The sequence below is a fragment of the Candidatus Pelagisphaera phototrophica genome, from assembly GCF_014529625.1.
Classification (GTDB): Bacteria; Verrucomicrobiota; Verrucomicrobiia; order Opitutales; family Opitutaceae; genus Pelagisphaera; species Pelagisphaera phototrophica.
The window spans coordinates 3,324,191-3,340,001 of record NZ_CP076039.1 but is presented as its reverse complement, the minus strand read 5'-3'; the positions used below and the strand labels follow the sequence as shown (position 1 = coordinate 3,340,001).

The following is a 15,811-nucleotide window of genomic DNA, read 5'->3' as shown; positions in this document are numbered from 1 at the left end:
AATAGCGTTCCCTTGAATGGGACTGGATTCAGTTTTAAGACCGAAATTGATGAGGTGCTTTAAAATCCATCCATTTTGAAGAGAATTCTAGCCCAAGCTTTGTGTCTTCGAACACTCTGGCCGCAATACGACATGTTGATAAAGGAACTTCTCCAATCTATAAATCGTTCGCAACACTCGCTTTCATTCATATCCGTTGCATCTGGTAAAGCAGTGGCAGGGCCGACTTTTCAGATTCAGAAAGTGCTAAAATCGATTCATAATCTCGCAAGAAAGGCCACTTGCCGTCCGAAGTTCTACAATTGTTTAGGAAGCTGCTTTGAAATGGAATTCCCAGCGATCTCCGGGAAGATTGTTGCTGGTCGGGCTTCCTCAGGAGTTTAGTTTTGTTGTACAATGACGCCTTCAATATTGCAAATTGGAGTTGATACCAATGCTCCATTGAAGTTGCAGAATATGAGGAAATCGGTTTCCGCATCTGTGTTCGCTTGAGATCGCGTCCCCGCATGGGTAAGGCGTACAAAATAGTTTCCTCGACTGGTGTATATTCTATATAGATCGCTACTGCTCATCTCGTAGTATAAGCATCCGGAATCCTCTCCAAAGCTGAATGAGGATAGCAATTGCGAAAGGAGATTGTTGGGATCAGGGACCTAGTGAGTAGCAGTCGATTTTTCTCATAGCAGGATCGAGCTAAATAAAAATTAGAAAGTTCCTAGATCATTTATTTCATGGTTGACGTATATATGTGCGTCAGCCCCTGCGTTATAAAAGTGGGTGTAGTACACGCCATCGACATTCTCAGTGCCGCGGCTAACGAAATTGTCCGGCATTTCAACACTATCTCCGGATTTACCATCTATGAAGAGTTTATTGTCTCCATTAGTCATATCTAAAACGTCTTCGGCACTGAGTCTCAGATTATTGTCTCCGTCACCAGATATATCAAGACGCTCAATGTTGGTTATGGCTCCGTTGTTGAGAAAGGTTAAATCGATCTCAAGTCCACTCCCTTCAAAAACGAGTGCATCTTCGCTGTCTCCCCTGTCAAAGAGGCCAAACTCACCTCCGCCGAAACCTGAGCCAGTGCCTTTTTCCGAACCCGATCCACCTTTTCCACCTACTCCGTAGTCGATCGCGATTTTCACGGGAGAGCTTTCGCCTGACCACTTTTGACCGTCAAAGCCAGACCAGGTGAATTCGGATTCCCCATTCCAGTTTTCATCAGGATGAAATTCGAGGTCTTCAACTTGATCGATATCGATTGACTGACCGTTGGTTACCTTTTTGCCCTCAATCAAAAGGACGCCGTTATCTGGCAAGGAATCGATTCGGATCATCTCCAAGTAGTCGCTGTCTCCGTCCTCGAATGAGTTTTCGAAATCTTCTGGATTGAACGCTACTGCGACGTCCTCTAGAGATGAAACTCCTACAGATGAAACGGATGCTGCTTCGTTCACATCTTCGGGCCATACAGACATCGTTTGTTCGATTCGGTTGCCGTTCTCGTCGATTGACGCGATTGCAAGGGCATACCGATCGGGTTGAGCCTCGTAGTCTATGCTAACGCCGTCTTTTAGCTTGAGAACGTTTCCAACGATTTCGAAAACGCCTGAATTATCGCTGACGATGGAGTACCCATAGGTGTGGTCTTGACCGGAGTCATATGTATCCAGTTTCCCGATTAATGCCCCTTCGTTATTTTCAGTTACTCGATTGTGACTTAGTATGAGATGAAATGCTTCGCCACCACCGTCTTTCGTTTGCGTTACTGTGATGTCCGTATCTGTCTCATTTCCGTTGTCTTTAATGGAAATGATGAACTTCTTTTGATTGTCATCTTCGAAGATATCGTCGGCAAGTCGGAGAATGCCCGACCCCGGGTCGATTTCGATTTCAATTGGGTCTCTTCCTACTGCCTTTGCGGTGATCGTGAGATCATCCGATAGGTTTTGCTCACGCAGCTGAGGGATGAAATCGCGAATATCTATATCGATCCCATTGTGGGAGGTTGATGTGGTGTAGTGAATCGGACTAACATTGTCCGAGCCCGCGGGGCTAGACTCAGCATTTCTCGAATCTTTAGCCTCTGGAGTTCCGCCCTCAATGCCGGTATCCAGTTGAGGATCTTTTGAGATTAGGGCAGTCTTTGCTCTGGAGTCTTCTTGGGATTCTTCTTCTGTGGCTGGAGGAACGAAGGAAGGCTCGTTTGATACGATACCGGAATCTTTCGCCCTATCGCCACTTTCTGGGGGGAATTGGGACAGGGACCATTTTTGGGACTCAGAAGTCATTGTAATAACTTGAAGAGGAGCGAAACGGAGGCTTTGGCTGGACTGGTCATCCGGTAGGTCAGCCAAATCCACACCATCGGTTTGCTGAACGAAATCGTGCCAGGTGATACTCGTTCCCTCTTTTATCTCCAGCACAGGTTCTTGGGAGAAGAGAGTGTCGAGAAAGCTTTTCAGTATGTAGCTTGAACCATCTTGGCAAACCACCTGGAGGTCATTCGCTTGTGGCACTAGTTGAGCGACCACCTGCGGGTTTTGAATTTGGAAGATTTCTCCGGAAAAAACCTGGAGGCTTTCCCCATCCTGAAGGTAAAGGTGTTGAGGAGATAAGTTTGAGTCTTGTTTGAAGTGGATTTCTAGGCTCATGAACGTAGTCGAGTCTAAATTGGCGAATGCGATTTGTGCGAACTACCTACCATACGGCTCTATCTCACCTGAAATGTACTGTTAGAGAGCTATTTCACATAATTAAAATAGGAGATGAACGGATATGCCTAATGGGGGTTGGGGAAATACCTCAATCCGGGTCTTCTAATAGAGAGAGATCTAGGTCAGGGGAGTGCCTAATCAGGCTGCTTTTTGCGAACGTCCTTATGCAAATACCTGTGAATCGGCTCTAGAGCGAATTTTATTGTTCTTGGGAACGGGTGTTTCAAGCGATTGAAGATCAATCTCCTTTTTGAATCGCTTCACGGTTTCACCGAGCGAAAACTCTCCTTTTCGGTGCATGACTTTTCGAACGGTGATGCCCGTTGAATCAATATCGACGGCAGTTGCACCGGGCCAAGGAAGGAAAGCACCGGTATTAATGACAGTGGTTCCGCCAATAACCGAAATATCTGGCTTATGGGTGTGCCCGATTATCAGGAAATCGGGTGACATCCCGAATTGAGTCATTAGACCCGTAGCCTTTTTCGGAGCGTTTTCCCAGCATTCTAAAATTTTTAGTGGCCGATTGGGGGGCCAGGCTTGACGAACGAAAACTTCGATCTTTCCCCAGACAGTGGGATCGTAGTCCTTCAGAATGGCGTGCTCTTTGATTGAAGCTTCCTTGAACACCTGAAGGTGGTCGTAGAAAGGATTGGATCCATCTGCATGGTACTTTCCCAGCCCTTGTTCGACCAACTTTTTGAGTATTCTGGCGTTTGCACTCCAGGGAGCAATCGCGTCAAATATGGCATCGCCGTGGGTGATCAGCACGGACCCATTGTCGATTGTGCAGTAATGGGCCTGGGAGACTTCCGGATCGTGGTTTCCAGTGAGGAAGATGGCCTTCGAATCAAGGCTTTCAATTTTATCCTTTAAACGCCCGATGGAAGGTAGCGGATGATCAACGTGAGCAGGTGAATCCTCGAATTTCTGTTCAACCGTGTCACCGTTAAAAATCACAGTGTCTACTCCGGAAACGAGGCTTTCCAGCACGTCTAACTCTTTGACGCGGCTTGCCTTGTGTCCCCAGTGGAGGTCTGAAAAAATTCTAATCACTTAAATTGGCGCGGTGTGGATTTCGGAAATATAGAGAGATTATCTCCCTATTTGGAGAAATCGCAAAACGAGTTTGAATAATAGATCGGAGAAAGTCCTTGTATCTTAAGAATATGGGAGAATCACCGACGGTTAAGGGAGGGCCTCGTCACAGGAAATGCAAATGATGATAAGAGGGACCTCATGTTCAGGAGGTCAGAGTCGTGATGCCATTCATAGTATCGGTTCATGCGCTTCAAGGTCGGCTCGGCCGAAAAGGTGCTTGGAGGATCTCCTCGAAGAGCTGGATCCAATGAACCAAGGCGGGCTTGAAAAGTTGCACCGGATCAAGAACGCGGCTGAAGGAAGTTCCTATTTAGACTAGATCTACATCTGTTTCTCAGATGGAGTTTGTAGGGTTTTTAGGAAAACCTTCGAATTACGGTTGTGAGAATCGTAGCGGACTCGCCGACCTTTCGGTAGAATGTCGGAACTTGTTTCGGTGAACCCATCAACGGTTTCGAAAAAGCCAACGCTTTGCGTTGTGAGGGCCAATACGCGTTCGACACCGAGATCTTTAAGTTTGAGGCAGGCGAAGCTCGTAAGTTTTGAGCCTACACCCTGCCGCTGGTGTAAGGGGTGAACGAACAGAGTGTTTATTTCCGCGGTGGTAGATTCCTCCTCAAATCGAGTTATGAGAACGCATCCGACTAAGTTGCCATCGATCTCGTAAACATAGAAGTTGTTGATGTCCTTTTCGATCGACTCAATGGAGCGGCGAGTGAGCTCTTCCTTTTCCACAGAGCCGCTCGTTAGATTGAAAATTCTGGGAACGTCGGATCGAGTCGCTTGCCTGATCTGCTGATACTCGTTTCCGTGTACTAGTGTTCCGACGCCTTCATTGGAAAAGACCTCACGGATAAGTCCATCGTGAATATTGCCATTCAAAATGTGGATACGAGCGATGCCCCCCTTAACTCCGGCAAGGGCTTGCTCCGCTTTACTGAGAAAGGGCTCCTTGATAGAATTACTTCCAAGGCTCGCCTCGAGTCTGTCTACAGAAAGTTGGCGCGCGAACCCGTTTTCTATTTCGAGACCGTCTCTTTCGGTTATAAAAATCGTTTTAGTGGCCTTCAGGGCGAAAGCAACCTCGATGGCGAGAAGGTCACTGTTTATTCGAAAAGTATGTCCGTTCCGATCGAAACCAATCGGCTGAATAATGGGTATGATGCTTTTTGATATTAGGTGTGTGAGGAATTCAGCATCAATTCGGTCCACCTTTCCACTTCTTTGAAAATCGACCCCTTTGATGATTCCCATAGGAGTCGATCGTACTGAATTGGTGATAGCGCATTTCAAGCCTGATTGAGTGAGGGCTTCCAATATCTGGTGGGATGCTCGCGACGATGCTCGAATAGCAAGATCCAATGTGGCTTGGTCAGTTACGGATGATCCATCTGCATTGGTGATTGCGATGCCGCGACTTGAAGACAACTTGGACAGTTGCTTGCTTATGCCGTGCGCGATGACGACATTGATTTGCAAGCTTCGCAGAACCGCTATGTCTAGGAGGAGGTTGGGTAGATTGTCATTGTCGATAATTGCGCCGTCTAAGGAGATAACAAAGGTTTGTCCCAGGAATCTTGGGACATAATTGAGAATGCCGCGCAAATCGGTTGGGTTGATATTGGATATTCTTTGTTCCATGTTACGTTAATCGCTATCGGTTAAGGACGTATAAGCACCGATAGTGACCTTTTAGATATCATTGGTTATGAGAGTGAAATCAATAATGACAATGCCTAAGAAAGATTGGGCCAATGGCGTCACTTTTTAAGATTCGGAAGAAAGGGGGATACCCTCTCTCAATTGCTCTACCTGCCAGTGATAGGTTTTTTCTGTAGTGAAAAGTTGTACGGCTATTTTTTCCGTAGCGATCGGTTGTGTGTCTATTGAAAGATGGAGCGTCTTCAGCCCCCCCTCGGAGCTTAATTGCGCTAGGCTCGCTTCATTTTCGACCCGCATTTCCGCGAGGAGAATAAGATCCCCCTCCTTGTAAAGCGCCGTAAGACGAAAGAGTGGGCTATCGGCAAATGCTTCCGGCATTTCCAATGCGATGGTAAGGGGTTCGGCTGTTCTAAAAGCCAAATCGGAATTCAATCCTGTAGTCTTGGGAATTAGAATCGGCTTTCTCGGAAGGTAGTAAACGATCTGAGAGGGTAGTTCATTCTCCAATGGCTCTCCCCGGACTTTGGGGATGATTGTGGCGCTTCCTGAAATTGAAATGGGAGAAATTTGGGTTACGGCCAGGCTGTACCAGTCGTATAGATTCTTTTTTGCGGCTTGTATGACCCTTTCCTGCATCGCCCTGCTAGGCTCGTACGGTTTTTCCGTTTTGCGGAAGGTGAACTGGAACCAAGTGTAAAAGACCATGAATGAAAGAATCGAAACTGCGATCGGCCACATCGGCCAAGGCTTGCGATCGACTGGTGATCTTTTCGAGTCTGGCGTTTGGCTCTCGTTATTCATTAGGGGGCTAGCCAAACCTAATTGAGCCCGAGATAAAGCACGATCGGTTGAAATAGCGGTCATTTTTCATTGCGCGTCGAAATACGCGGGGTCATTTGGTAGGTTTTGAAAGATGCAATATTGGAGCAAAGCCTACATTCCCACGCTTAAAGAAAGTCCTGCCGAAGCGGAGATCGAATCGCATAAGTTGCTGCTACGTGCGGGTTTGGTTCGCAAGATTGGAGGGGGCCTCTACGCTTTTCTTCCACTCGGCAAGCGGGTCTTGGATAAGGTTTCGCAGATATGCCGCGAGGAAATGAACGCTGCAGGGGCGATCGAACTCCTTATGCCAGCGGTACTTCCCGCAGAGCAATGGAAGGCGGGGCCTCGCTGGAATGCGGTTCGCGAAGTGATGTACTCGGTCAGCAGCGCTGGAGCTGACGCGAAGATTTCTGAGGACCCGCAATACGTTTTGGGTCCGACGCATGAAGAAGTGATTACTCCATTAATCGGATCGGAGATTTCAAGTTATCGAGATTTGGGTAAAACATTCTATCAAATCCAGACTAAGTACCGAAATGAAATTCGCCCTCGCTACGGATTGATGCGAGCTCGTGAATTCATCATGAAGGACGGGTACAGTTTCGACGAGAGTGATGAAAAGGCAGAGGAAACCTACCATCAAATGGCGGCGGCTTACGAAAAGTTCTTCGCTCGATGCGGACTGACATTCATCTCAGTGGAAGCCGATACGGGTATCATGGGTGGAGCATTTTCCCACGAGTTTATGGTGCCGGCTGAAGTGGGGGATGATGATGTCGTTTATTGTGAGGAAAGTGGATACGCTGCCAATGTAGAGAAGGCGACGAGTGGGATTGTGCCGGACGGTCTTTCTGTCGAAGCTCCTGAAGGGGAGGTAGTAGAATTTGAAACTCCTGGAGCGACTACGATTAATGCTCTCGCCAAGGAGCCTTATAAGGTTGCCGCAGCAAGGCAGTACAAAACGCTGCTCTATGTGGGTGACGACAAATTGTTCGCGATTGTGATTCGTGGTTGTGACGACTTGCAGGAATCTAAGCTTGGGAGTTTAGGGTATGAGTTTGTCCGGCCGGCAACCCCAGATGAAATTGAATCAGTCATGGGTGCGAAGCCGGGAAGCCTTGGAGTGGTAAATGGGACGATCAAGCAGCACGATCAGTTGGATGGAGTATTCGCTGATGATGCGATCCGTCTTATTGGCAATGGAGTGACGGGAGCGAACAAAGATGGATTTCACTTAAAGCACGTAAATGTTGAGAGGGATTTGGACATCGATAACTTCGGTGACTTTCGCCAGGTAAAACCCGGCGAGCCCTGCCCCAAGTCGGGGAAACCGCTAAAAATCGCTCGGGCTATTGAGGTGGGGCACATTTTCAAGCTGGGGACCAAATTTAGTGAGAGCGAATCTTGGGGTGCGAAATTCCATGATTCTGAAAAGCAAACAAAGCCAGCCGTCATGGGGTGTTATGGTATTGGTGTTTCTAGGACGGTTCAGGCGGTAATCGAGCAGTCTCGCGATAAATGGGGTATCGTTTGGCCTTGGAGTGTGGCTCCTTATCAGGTTGTTATCACGGTCCTTGATCCAGGAATGGAAGAGGCTGCAGACTTGGCGGAAAAGATTGGTGTCGCGGCCGAGTCGGAAGGAGCCGATGTTTTGGTGGACGATAGGGACGAACGTCCGGGAGTTAAATTTAAGGATGCCGATCTAATTGGGATTCCGTTGAGGGTCACGATTGGCGGGCGTGGATTGAAAGAAGGCATTGTCGAATTGAAATGGAGAATTGAAGATGATATCCGGAAAGTAGCGATTGATGAGGTCGTAGAAGTAGTGGCTTCAGCGATACGTGAGAAGAATTCTTCATAAAGATGGTGTCTCTCATTGGTGGTGGCGGTTCCTTCGCCCCTGAAACTAGCATTGATAGTACAACGGAACTATCGGGTGTTTGGAATGTAATCGTCTTAAATGATCCAGTCAACTTGATGTCATATGTAACGATGGTGTTCAAAAAGGTGTTGGGAATGTCCCGTGGTGATGCTGAAGCGCATATGATGGAAGTGCACGAGCTTGGCCGTTCAGTCGTCTGGACAGGGGAGCGGGAAAAGGCGGAAACCTATTTGTATCAATTGCAAGAATGGCATTTAACCGCGATCCTGGAGAAGAATGAGTCGTCAGCTTGAATTTAGAATAGATGCCGATGCGATTCGCCCGATTGTTCAGTATGTGCGAGGTTTTTTGCTTGAACTGGGAGAAGAACTGGCAACGCCAAACGGGGCCCCGGGGGATGATGAAATCATGACCGACTTTTGGTCGAGGGATCTTCTCAATTCTCAAAGAAAAGACATTACAGCGATAGCAGAACTTTTTGACGACGATTTCATGGAAACCGGTAGAGCTACTGTCGATGAGGAAGATGTGGACTTGGTTTTAAAAGGATGCACCGTAATCCGTTTAAAGCTGCGGGAGTCGACCCTAGCGAGTATAGATGATGAGCTACTTGAGAGTGGTGAATTGAGACTGTCCGAGTTAACCAATGAACAGGAAAGTGGATACGGAGCCTATGTTTTATTTGCGAGTCTGCAAGAGCTGATAATTTCGCGAATGGACCCATGAAGGAGAAGTCCGAGAGATCGAAAGAGAAAAAAGTCTGCCTGATTTGCGGGGCTGCTCTAATACTGGAACATCGCCATTGTTCTGCAGGATGTGCGCTGGCTGCGAAGATCCCAATGGGGAAGGATGCTCTTCCCGCCTCATGGCAGCTTTCCGTTTTACTGGTTTCCTGCTTTGTCCTCTTTAATCAGGCTCTGCTTTTGGTTGCCGGGTTGATTAAGTCTAATCGAGAAACGATTGGGGCTGGAGATAGATTTATGACGGCTTCTCTGGTGGTGGGCATTGCGTGGCTGTTCTTTGCGTTAACAGCGTTGGCAACGCATTCCCCTAAGCGCTTCTGGGACTTCGTGGTTGGAATAGCTGGATTTCTTATTCTGGTAGTCCCGTCGCCGGAATTGGAAATGGCGGTTGGCTATACATTACGGGTGGTAATTGTTAACTTATTGATTTCCATATACTTGTATCGTGGGGTGTATTACCTATGGGCAGCGTCAAAAAAGAAAGAAAAGTAAAGATTTACAGGCATTCCTATTGACCACGGAGGTGGGTTCCCTAGTTTCCCAAGGTTCACGCGCCCGGCCGTGTTCGAGGCGTTGATCAACTGCTCTTTGCCGACCTTAATTTGACGGGAGACGTGAGGGATGAAGGATGCTCAGCCGTAAACCGGACCGCAGAGTTTGTTCTGATGTTGCCCACTTGGACTTACCAAGGACAGAGAGCCTTTTGGCGTACGGCACTGTGGTGGGGCGCGTGATTTTTTCTTCTAAAACTGCTCAGAGAAAAAATGCCGATTAACCGGTATTTTTAACGTTTGCCACCGCACGGAAAACACACCCACTAGTAGTAGTATGGATCCAAAGATCTATTATTTCTTACACGTTTTTTCAATTATCCTTCTGACTGGATTAACTTTTGCGATTGCAGCGAACCCGCAAAAGCACAAGAAGAAGATCATGGCGATCGTTACGGGGATCCTTGCCCTGATCGCCTTTGTCGGAGGTTTTGGGTTAATGGCGAAGTTGCACAATAACAATTTCGGGCAAGGTTGGGTCATTGTGAAGATTTTGGCTTGGCTGTTTGTCTCGGGTCTAGGTGGAATGGCGTACAAGAAGTCGAAATCCTTCATTCAAGCAGGCCTAGTAGTCTCGGTTGGAATAGCGGTGTTCATGGTCTACTTTCGACCTTTCTGATGTCGGTTGGGGATTCAGGACCTGCGTTTTGCGGCGTTTGGATTAGTCCTGAAGGACAGACTCATCTTGCTTGGGATGACGGAGAGGGAGCTCGAAAAACGGAAATTGTCGGATTCTCACCTTTCGTGTGGGCGATGGATAACGCCCTCGGCGATCTTGTTGTCGGTGCGTCCGTTACTTCGTTGTCCGGAAGCGCGGCTTATAATCATCTGGTAGCGTTCGAGGATATCGAGGATTACCGCGAGTTTGTAAAAGAGAAGAGGCGAACAGGTTCCATAGACTGGATACGTCAATTGGAGCAGCAGTATTTGCTCTCCCATCAGACACGGCTTTTTGAAGAAATGCCGTTTTTGGAATTGCGGCGAATGCAGCTGGATATCGAGACTGCTTGTTCAGAAAAGGGAGGTTTCAGTGATCCGAAACGAAAAGAGGATCGGGTACTCGCGATTGGAGTTCAATGTGGGGAGAAACTCGAAACATTCGTTCTTGCAGAAAGAACGGACGAGGCGGAACGGAATTTGTTGTGCCAGTTGAACGAACGGTTCCAGGATTGGGATCCCGATGTGGTCGAGGGGCATAATATATTCAAATTCGATTTTGAGTATCTGAGACGTAGGTGTCAGAAATTGAAGGTCCCTATGCAATGGGGTCGGTTTGGGCAGAAGGCGGCTTTTAGAAACAGTAGATTAAGGGTGGCGGAACGTTGGATTGACTATCCGCGCTGCGACCTTCCCGGTCGAGAAGTTGTGGATACGTTTATCCTTATTCAAATACATGACATCACAAAGAGAGAACTGATGTCGTACGGACTGAAAGACGTAGCCCGATATATGGGAGTGACTCCTGATGATGGAGGAGATCGAGTCTACATTGAGGGTTCAGATATTCAGTACATGTTTGAGGATGATCGTGATCGTTTCTTGGGCTATTTGCGGGACGATCTCAGGGAGACCAAAGGGGTCGCGGACCGTTTGCTCCCGACTTACTTCGAGCAAACGAAAGCATTTCCCACCACCTTGCAGGAGGCTTGTTTAAGGGGTACGGCAAGTAAGGTTGATCTCGTTTTTCAGGAGAAGTACTTCCATTTGGAAGCAGCGTGCCCATTCCCGAGCGAGTCACATACATTTGCCGGAGGGTATACGGCGAGTTTCAAGGATGGCGTTTTCAAACGAGTGCTGCATTTCGATGTCGCCTCTCTTTATCCTAGTTTGTTGCTTTTGATTGGCCGTAATCCCGAGCCAGACACAGAGGGGGTCTTTATTCCCATGTTACGACAGTTGCGTGAGTATCGAATGAAGTTTAAAAAGCTGGCTCAGGAATCGAAGGATTCGGTATTGGCATCAGAATACAATGCGCGGCAGACTAGCTTCAAGGTTCTCATAAACTCGTTTTATGGCTATCTGGGTTTTGCGGGAGCTCGGTTTGGCGATGCGAACCTTGCCGCTGAAGTGACGGCAAAAGGTCGGGAGATCCTCCTGTCTCTCATAACCTTTTTTGAAGGAGTAGGGTGCTCTCCTCTGGAAGCGGATACAGATGGTATTTACGTCGAGGCGAATGAATACTTTGACGATCCGGGAAGGTTGCTTCGCCAGGCGCAAGAAGTTTTACCTGAAGGAATAGAGTTGGAATATGACGGTCGCTACGAGGCGATGTTTTGCTACAAAGCGAAGAATTACGCGCTTTACGATGGTGCCAAAGTCATCATCCGAGGCTCGGCAATGAGATCTCGCGGTGTAGAGCCTTTCTTAAGATCACTCACGCAAAAGCTGATTCGTTTTCTACTAGGGGCTTCTGAGGAAGATCCAGTAACGCTCGCACTTGAGATAGAGTCCAAAATTGAAAAGAGTGATTTCCCTGTCAAGAGTCTCGCGAAATCCGAGATTTTGAGCCAGAATCCAGAAGCGTATAGAAAGAAGATCGATTCCGGAGGGAAACCAAGGCGCGCTTCAGCGGAGGTCGCGTTGAAATTGGGAGAGAATGCTCGGATGGGAGATCGTATATCCTACTATATTTCTCCTAAGGAAAAAGGTCAAACCACAGACTGGCAACGGGCTAATCCAGTGGAGTTTTTCGATGTAGAAACAGCTCCGTATGATCCGAAGTACTACATTAAAAAAATGGATGACTGGAGGAAACGCTACGCTCCTTTTCACCCAGATTTGGTGAAGAACACAGATCAGAAAGAACTGTTTGAATAGGAAATGGACGGCTAGGCACGTTTTTGAATAAAAAGGAGATGGGGGGATTTCGGATTTCCTGAGGGGTTGGATACGAATTCCGTTTCATATGAGCTGTCGTCGATTGATTGGGTCCAATTCAATATTCCGTCAGCTTCTGAAGTGCCACCTTGATGTCCAGGATAGATGACGATACTGATGATTCCATTGGGATGAAGAATCGTAAGGGACTGGTCCAAGGCTGAAATGGTGGTGTCAATTCTCGTGACGATTGACTTGTCTCCTTTGGGCAGGTAGCCGAGGTTGAAGAGTATTGCCTTGGCCTTGATGTTTAAGGGTAGTTGGCTCATCATTCGAGAATGGCAGGCCTTTAGAAATGTAGTTTGGGTTTCGATACTTAAATTGTCGATTTTTTTTCTAGCAATATCGATCGCGCACTCTTGTATGTCGAATGCATATACATCTCCATTAGGACCTACTGATTGGGCAAGCCAGAGTGTGTCGTGACCATTCCCTGTTGTTGCATCTATGGCAGTGTCACCTGGTTTAAGGTGCCGCATTACGCGATCACGGGCGATCTCCACTGCAATCCACCTTTTGGAAAGTGGATTTGGCTCTTTTTTGAATCGGGCGGGCAAGATCTCTTTAGGAAGTGGCTTACCTTCCCATATGAATCTATAAAGTCCGTCTGCGAGGATGGGAATTTGAGTGGCACCTTTACTACCGAATCCGTTGAATGAAAATAAATTTCGTTGTTCTGGGTGTGGGCCAACTGCCGGCATCGCCCCCGGAATTGTAGGTCGTACGCCAGCGAAAATCTCCAACCAGCTCCAATGGTTGCCCATGAGCTTTCTCAGGAAAGATTCGATTTCGGCTATTCCATTCCTGTCGGGTTCGTCGCTCCTGTCTTCCCAATTGTATGTAGCTCCAACAATCGCTGATCCATCTTGCCTGGGAATGAGGAACTTTCCTTGAATGATAATGGTATCCGATAGCTGAACATTGGTCTTAATGCGGCCGATGACTCCTTTGGCTGGTCGGTATGGTACGAACTTAAACCAAGGATTGTCTGTAGCGAGGTGGCCTTCCGTAAATACAGCGATGGGAGCATTGGAACTTCTCCAGGTTACACGATCATTTTTAAACCCGATATCCTGGTAGTCAAAGTCAGTATTTTCGATAGCGTCTCTTTGAGCGAGCTCCTCGTGTACGTCTCCAATTAGTTCTGAAATCTTAACAATTCCAGCCCCTTTTATGGCAAATCCAAAAAGCTCTTTCGTACTACAAGCATCTGGAATATCCTCTTTGGTAAGTGGTGAGGTCCATTTTTTGTACGCGACTATTTTTTTCTTCGCATCCCACAGCTTTTGCTCCTTGTCGCCGGAAAAAATCCGGGCGATTCTTCGTTCCGCGTAATATTGGCGATCGAATTTCGATTGGAGTCGGAGGTAAAAATTTCGAGCATAGAGAATATGTCTCTCTGCTTCCCAAACTAGGTTTAACCGCTTGCCTCCGATCGGATTGATGAGTCCTGCAGCCACATGGGAGCATCGGGATTTTCCGGTATTGCCAATGAGGAGGGGCCGTTTACCTTCCTCTATCAAGGTCCACGCGAGAACAGACCCTGCCAACCCCCCTCCAAATATGAGGCAATCGTATTCTCCTGTATTGGTGACCATAACGGGTTTCTTCGTTTAATAAATCGCCTAGACTATCTTTCCAGGTGATATAAAGAAACAAGCCTTTCGTGAAAAGTTGGCGCAATCCCATGATAAGCAATCGTAATCAAGCAAAACCAAATTTATACCTAGTAGGATTTATGGGGACCGGTAAGAGTGCGGTTGGAAGGTCGGTTGCGGAGCGTCTAAAGTATCGCTTCCTTGATAGCGATCGTGCGATCGAAGAAAAGGAGGGGCGGGAAATCAGACAGATTTTCGATACTGAGGGTGAGGCTTTTTTTCGTAAGTTGGAAAAGTCTTTCGTTGAAAGTGGCCACCCGAAAGCGTCTTGTGTCGTGTCTTGCGGTGGGGGACTCATCGCCCAGCAAGGAATGCTGAAGAAGATACGTAGTCTGGGTCCGGTCGTTTGCTTGCTAGCTTCGCCTGAGACGGTGTACGAACGAATTAAGGGAAATAAGAAACGCCCTTTGCTGAATGTCGAGGATCCGATGTCCAGAATTTGTGAACTACTGAGTGAACGTGAACCGATCTACAAAAAAGCGGGCACTGAAGTTCTGACGGATGGACGCACTATCTCTGATATAGCTTCCCACGTTATTCGTATTTACCGAAGCGAAGCTCGATTCTGGAAAGCAGATTCATGATTGGAGAAGTGGAGAAAGAAGGTCTCAGGGGAGAACTTGAGGAGCTTGGCTTTGATGAAGTGCGCTTTACCGATCTGAGCCCGATTGCTCCCAATCGGCTAGAGGAGTGGATTGAGCTTGGGTATCACGCGGACATGAAGTGGCTGCAGAACTCAATTGAGAAACGCCTCGATCCGCAGTTGGTTCTAAAAGATGCATGTTCTGTGATTATGCTAGGTGTTAATTACTTGCCGACCGAGCTGGAAGCACGGAGTCAAAAGCGTTGGGGAAAATATAGTTTGTATGATGATTATCACGACACTGTCTTGAAAGGATTGAAAAAAATGGGGGTATTTCTGGAGGAGCGCTACGAGCTTAGTTCCAGTGATTATCGTTACTATGTTGATACTGGTCCTGTGATGGAAAGAGGTTGGGCGGCAGCTTCTGGTATGGGCTGGCAAGGAAAGAATGGAATGCTGATATCCAAGACGCATGGTAATTGGCTTCTGCTTGCTACATTAATCACCAAACTTGAAATAGAACCAGATCAGCCTCTGAAGAAACGACAAAGTGAATCTGCTCACGATATTGAGATGGGGCTGCTGTGTGGGAAATGCCGGCGCTGCATAGACTCCTGTCCTACCGATGCGATTGTAGAGCCGGGATTGCTTGATGCCAATAGATGCATTTCCTATCAAACGATCGAGAATAAGGGTATCATTCCTAGAGAAATACGTTCTGGAATCGGGAGCCAAATATTCGGGTGCGACATTTGTCTCGATGTCTGTCCCTGGAATCGATTTGCGAAGTCCGGGAAACAATTCTTGTTGAGCAGTCGCTACGATATCGGGGAACTGGGATTACTGGATATCCTTAATATGGATAGGGAAATGTTTCGTACAGTTTTTAGAAAGACTCCAATTAAGAGACTGAAATTGAGAGGGCTTCTGAGGAATGCGTGTATTGTCGCGGGGAATTTGCACGAGCCGAACGAATGGGGCGAAGTAGATGATCCAGACTGGCTAAATCGAGTGAAGATGGCATTGCAGTCGCTCGCTCAATGTGAGGAGGCTATAGTCAGGCCGCATGCCGTGTGGGCTTTATATCGCCTTTTTAGCGAGCGAGCTAGCAAGATTCTAGACGAGTCGCGGCGATCAGAAGACGATGAAGCGACGCTGGAGGAATATTCGTGGTGGGAAGAGAAGCTAGCTTTAACCAGCTGATAAAGGTTT

The 15,811-nt window shown here is 47.5% G+C and carries 14 protein-coding genes and 1 other RNA gene; 9 read left to right on the top strand and 6 right to left on the bottom strand.

From position 1 onward, the window contains the following. Positions 1–380: 380 nt before the first annotated feature. From GA004_RS14315 to GA004_RS14295, 5 genes are all read right to left on the bottom strand, one after another. Positions 381–572 carry a hypothetical protein gene (locus GA004_RS14315; RefSeq protein WP_283394557.1) on the bottom strand — a complete coding sequence of 64 codons (192 nt, stop codon included), beginning with the start codon at positions 570–572 and terminating at the stop codon, positions 381–383. Positions 573–704: 132 nt separating this feature from the next. Continuing rightward, entirely contained in the window at positions 705–2,657 is a 1,953-nt protein-coding gene (locus GA004_RS14310) for a hypothetical protein (RefSeq protein WP_283394556.1), read from the bottom strand. A 225-nt stretch (positions 2,658–2,882) separates the two neighbouring features. Then, positions 2,883–3,776 carry a metallophosphoesterase gene (locus GA004_RS14305; protein WP_283394555.1) on the bottom strand — a complete coding sequence of 298 codons (894 nt, stop codon included), beginning with the start codon at positions 3,774–3,776 and terminating at the stop codon, positions 2,883–2,885. Between the two features lie 366 nt (positions 3,777–4,142). After that, complete coding sequence (gene argA / locus GA004_RS14300; protein ID WP_283394554.1) at positions 4,143–5,462, bottom strand: amino-acid N-acetyltransferase; 1,320 nt, start codon at positions 5,460–5,462, stop codon at positions 4,143–4,145. 126 nt (positions 5,463–5,588) lie between these two features. Next, on the bottom strand, positions 5,589–6,284 hold the full coding sequence (locus tag GA004_RS14295; protein WP_283394553.1) for a hypothetical protein: 696 nt from the start codon (positions 6,282–6,284) through the stop codon (positions 5,589–5,591). 112 nt (positions 6,285–6,396) lie between these two features. Between GA004_RS14295 and GA004_RS14290 the strand changes: the two genes are divergently transcribed. From GA004_RS14290 to GA004_RS14260, 7 genes are all read left to right on the top strand, one after another. Further along, positions 6,397–8,166 carry a proline--tRNA ligase gene (locus GA004_RS14290; RefSeq protein ID WP_283394552.1) on the top strand — a complete coding sequence of 590 codons (1,770 nt, stop codon included), beginning with the start codon at positions 6,397–6,399 and terminating at the stop codon, positions 8,164–8,166. 2 nt (positions 8,167–8,168) lie between these two features. Then, entirely contained in the window at positions 8,169–8,480 is a 312-nt protein-coding gene (locus tag GA004_RS14285; protein WP_283394551.1) for an ATP-dependent Clp protease adaptor ClpS, read from the top strand. Further along, entirely contained in the window at positions 8,464–8,913 is a 450-nt protein-coding gene (locus tag GA004_RS14280) for a hypothetical protein (RefSeq protein ID WP_283394550.1), read from the top strand. The genes GA004_RS14285 and GA004_RS14280 overlap by 17 nt, the downstream gene beginning before the upstream one ends. Next, positions 8,910–9,422 carry a hypothetical protein gene (locus tag GA004_RS14275; protein WP_283394549.1) on the top strand — a complete coding sequence of 171 codons (513 nt, stop codon included), beginning with the start codon at positions 8,910–8,912 and terminating at the stop codon, positions 9,420–9,422. Before GA004_RS14280 ends, GA004_RS14275 begins: the two co-directional genes overlap by 4 nt. 58 nt (positions 9,423–9,480) lie before the next feature. Continuing rightward, positions 9,481–9,662, top strand: a non-coding RNA gene (gene ssrS, locus GA004_RS14270) — 6S RNA. Positions 9,663–9,758: 96 nt separating this feature from the next. Beyond that, entirely contained in the window at positions 9,759–10,100 is a 342-nt protein-coding gene (locus GA004_RS14265; protein ID WP_283394548.1) for a SirB2 family protein, read from the top strand. After that, positions 10,100–12,298, top strand: coding sequence for a DNA polymerase domain-containing protein (locus GA004_RS14260; protein WP_283394547.1), 2,199 nt, complete (start codon positions 10,100–10,102; stop codon positions 12,296–12,298). The genes GA004_RS14265 and GA004_RS14260 overlap by 1 nt, the downstream gene beginning before the upstream one ends. An 11-nt stretch (positions 12,299–12,309) precedes the next feature. On the opposite strand, the gene mnmM is transcribed toward GA004_RS14260, so the two are convergent. Beyond that, positions 12,310–13,956, bottom strand: coding sequence for a tRNA 5-(aminomethyl)-2-thiouridylate-methyltransferase MnmM (mnmM, locus tag GA004_RS14255; protein ID WP_283394546.1), 1,647 nt, complete (start codon positions 13,954–13,956; stop codon positions 12,310–12,312). 68 nt (positions 13,957–14,024) lie between these two features. Between mnmM and GA004_RS14250 the strand changes: the two genes are divergently transcribed. Continuing rightward, the gene (locus tag GA004_RS14250; protein WP_283394545.1) at positions 14,025–14,600 is read left to right on the top strand and encodes a shikimate kinase; all 576 of its coding nucleotides are present in this window, start codon (positions 14,025–14,027) and stop codon (positions 14,598–14,600) included. Continuing rightward, entirely contained in the window at positions 14,597–15,802 is a 1,206-nt protein-coding gene (gene queG / locus GA004_RS14245) for a tRNA epoxyqueuosine(34) reductase QueG (RefSeq protein ID WP_283394544.1), read from the top strand. Before GA004_RS14250 ends, queG begins: the two co-directional genes overlap by 4 nt. The last annotated feature ends 9 nt before the right edge of the window (positions 15,803–15,811 follow it).

What these genes read in the sequence shown, in the direction of transcription:
- argA (WP_283394554.1), bottom strand. Translation starts at nt 5,462, where the DNA reads ATGGAACAAAGAATATCCAATATCAACCCAACCGATTTGCGCGGCATT.
- GA004_RS14285 (WP_283394551.1), top strand. Translation starts at nt 8,169, where the DNA reads ATGGTGTCTCTCATTGGTGGTGGCGGTTCCTTCGCCCCTGAAACTAGC.
- GA004_RS14310 (WP_283394556.1), bottom strand. Translation starts at nt 2,657, where the DNA reads ATGAGCCTAGAAATCCACTTCAAACAAGACTCAAACTTATCTCCTCAA.
- mnmM (WP_283394546.1), bottom strand. Translation starts at nt 13,956, where the DNA reads ATGGTCACCAATACAGGAGAATACGATTGCCTCATATTTGGAGGGGGG.
- GA004_RS14275 (WP_283394549.1), top strand. Translation starts at nt 8,910, where the DNA reads ATGAAGGAGAAGTCCGAGAGATCGAAAGAGAAAAAAGTCTGCCTGATT.
- GA004_RS14295 (WP_283394553.1), bottom strand. Translation starts at nt 6,284, where the DNA reads ATGAATAACGAGAGCCAAACGCCAGACTCGAAAAGATCACCAGTCGAT.
- GA004_RS14260 (WP_283394547.1), top strand. Translation starts at nt 10,100, where the DNA reads ATGTCGGTTGGGGATTCAGGACCTGCGTTTTGCGGCGTTTGGATTAGT.
- queG (WP_283394544.1), top strand. Translation starts at nt 14,597, where the DNA reads ATGATTGGAGAAGTGGAGAAAGAAGGTCTCAGGGGAGAACTTGAGGAG.
- GA004_RS14280 (WP_283394550.1), top strand. Translation starts at nt 8,464, where the DNA reads ATGAGTCGTCAGCTTGAATTTAGAATAGATGCCGATGCGATTCGCCCG.
- GA004_RS14315 (WP_283394557.1), bottom strand. Translation starts at nt 572, where the DNA reads ATGAGCAGTAGCGATCTATATAGAATATACACCAGTCGAGGAAACTAT.
- GA004_RS14265 (WP_283394548.1), top strand. Translation starts at nt 9,759, where the DNA reads ATGGATCCAAAGATCTATTATTTCTTACACGTTTTTTCAATTATCCTT.
- GA004_RS14290 (WP_283394552.1), top strand. Translation starts at nt 6,397, where the DNA reads ATGCAATATTGGAGCAAAGCCTACATTCCCACGCTTAAAGAAAGTCCT.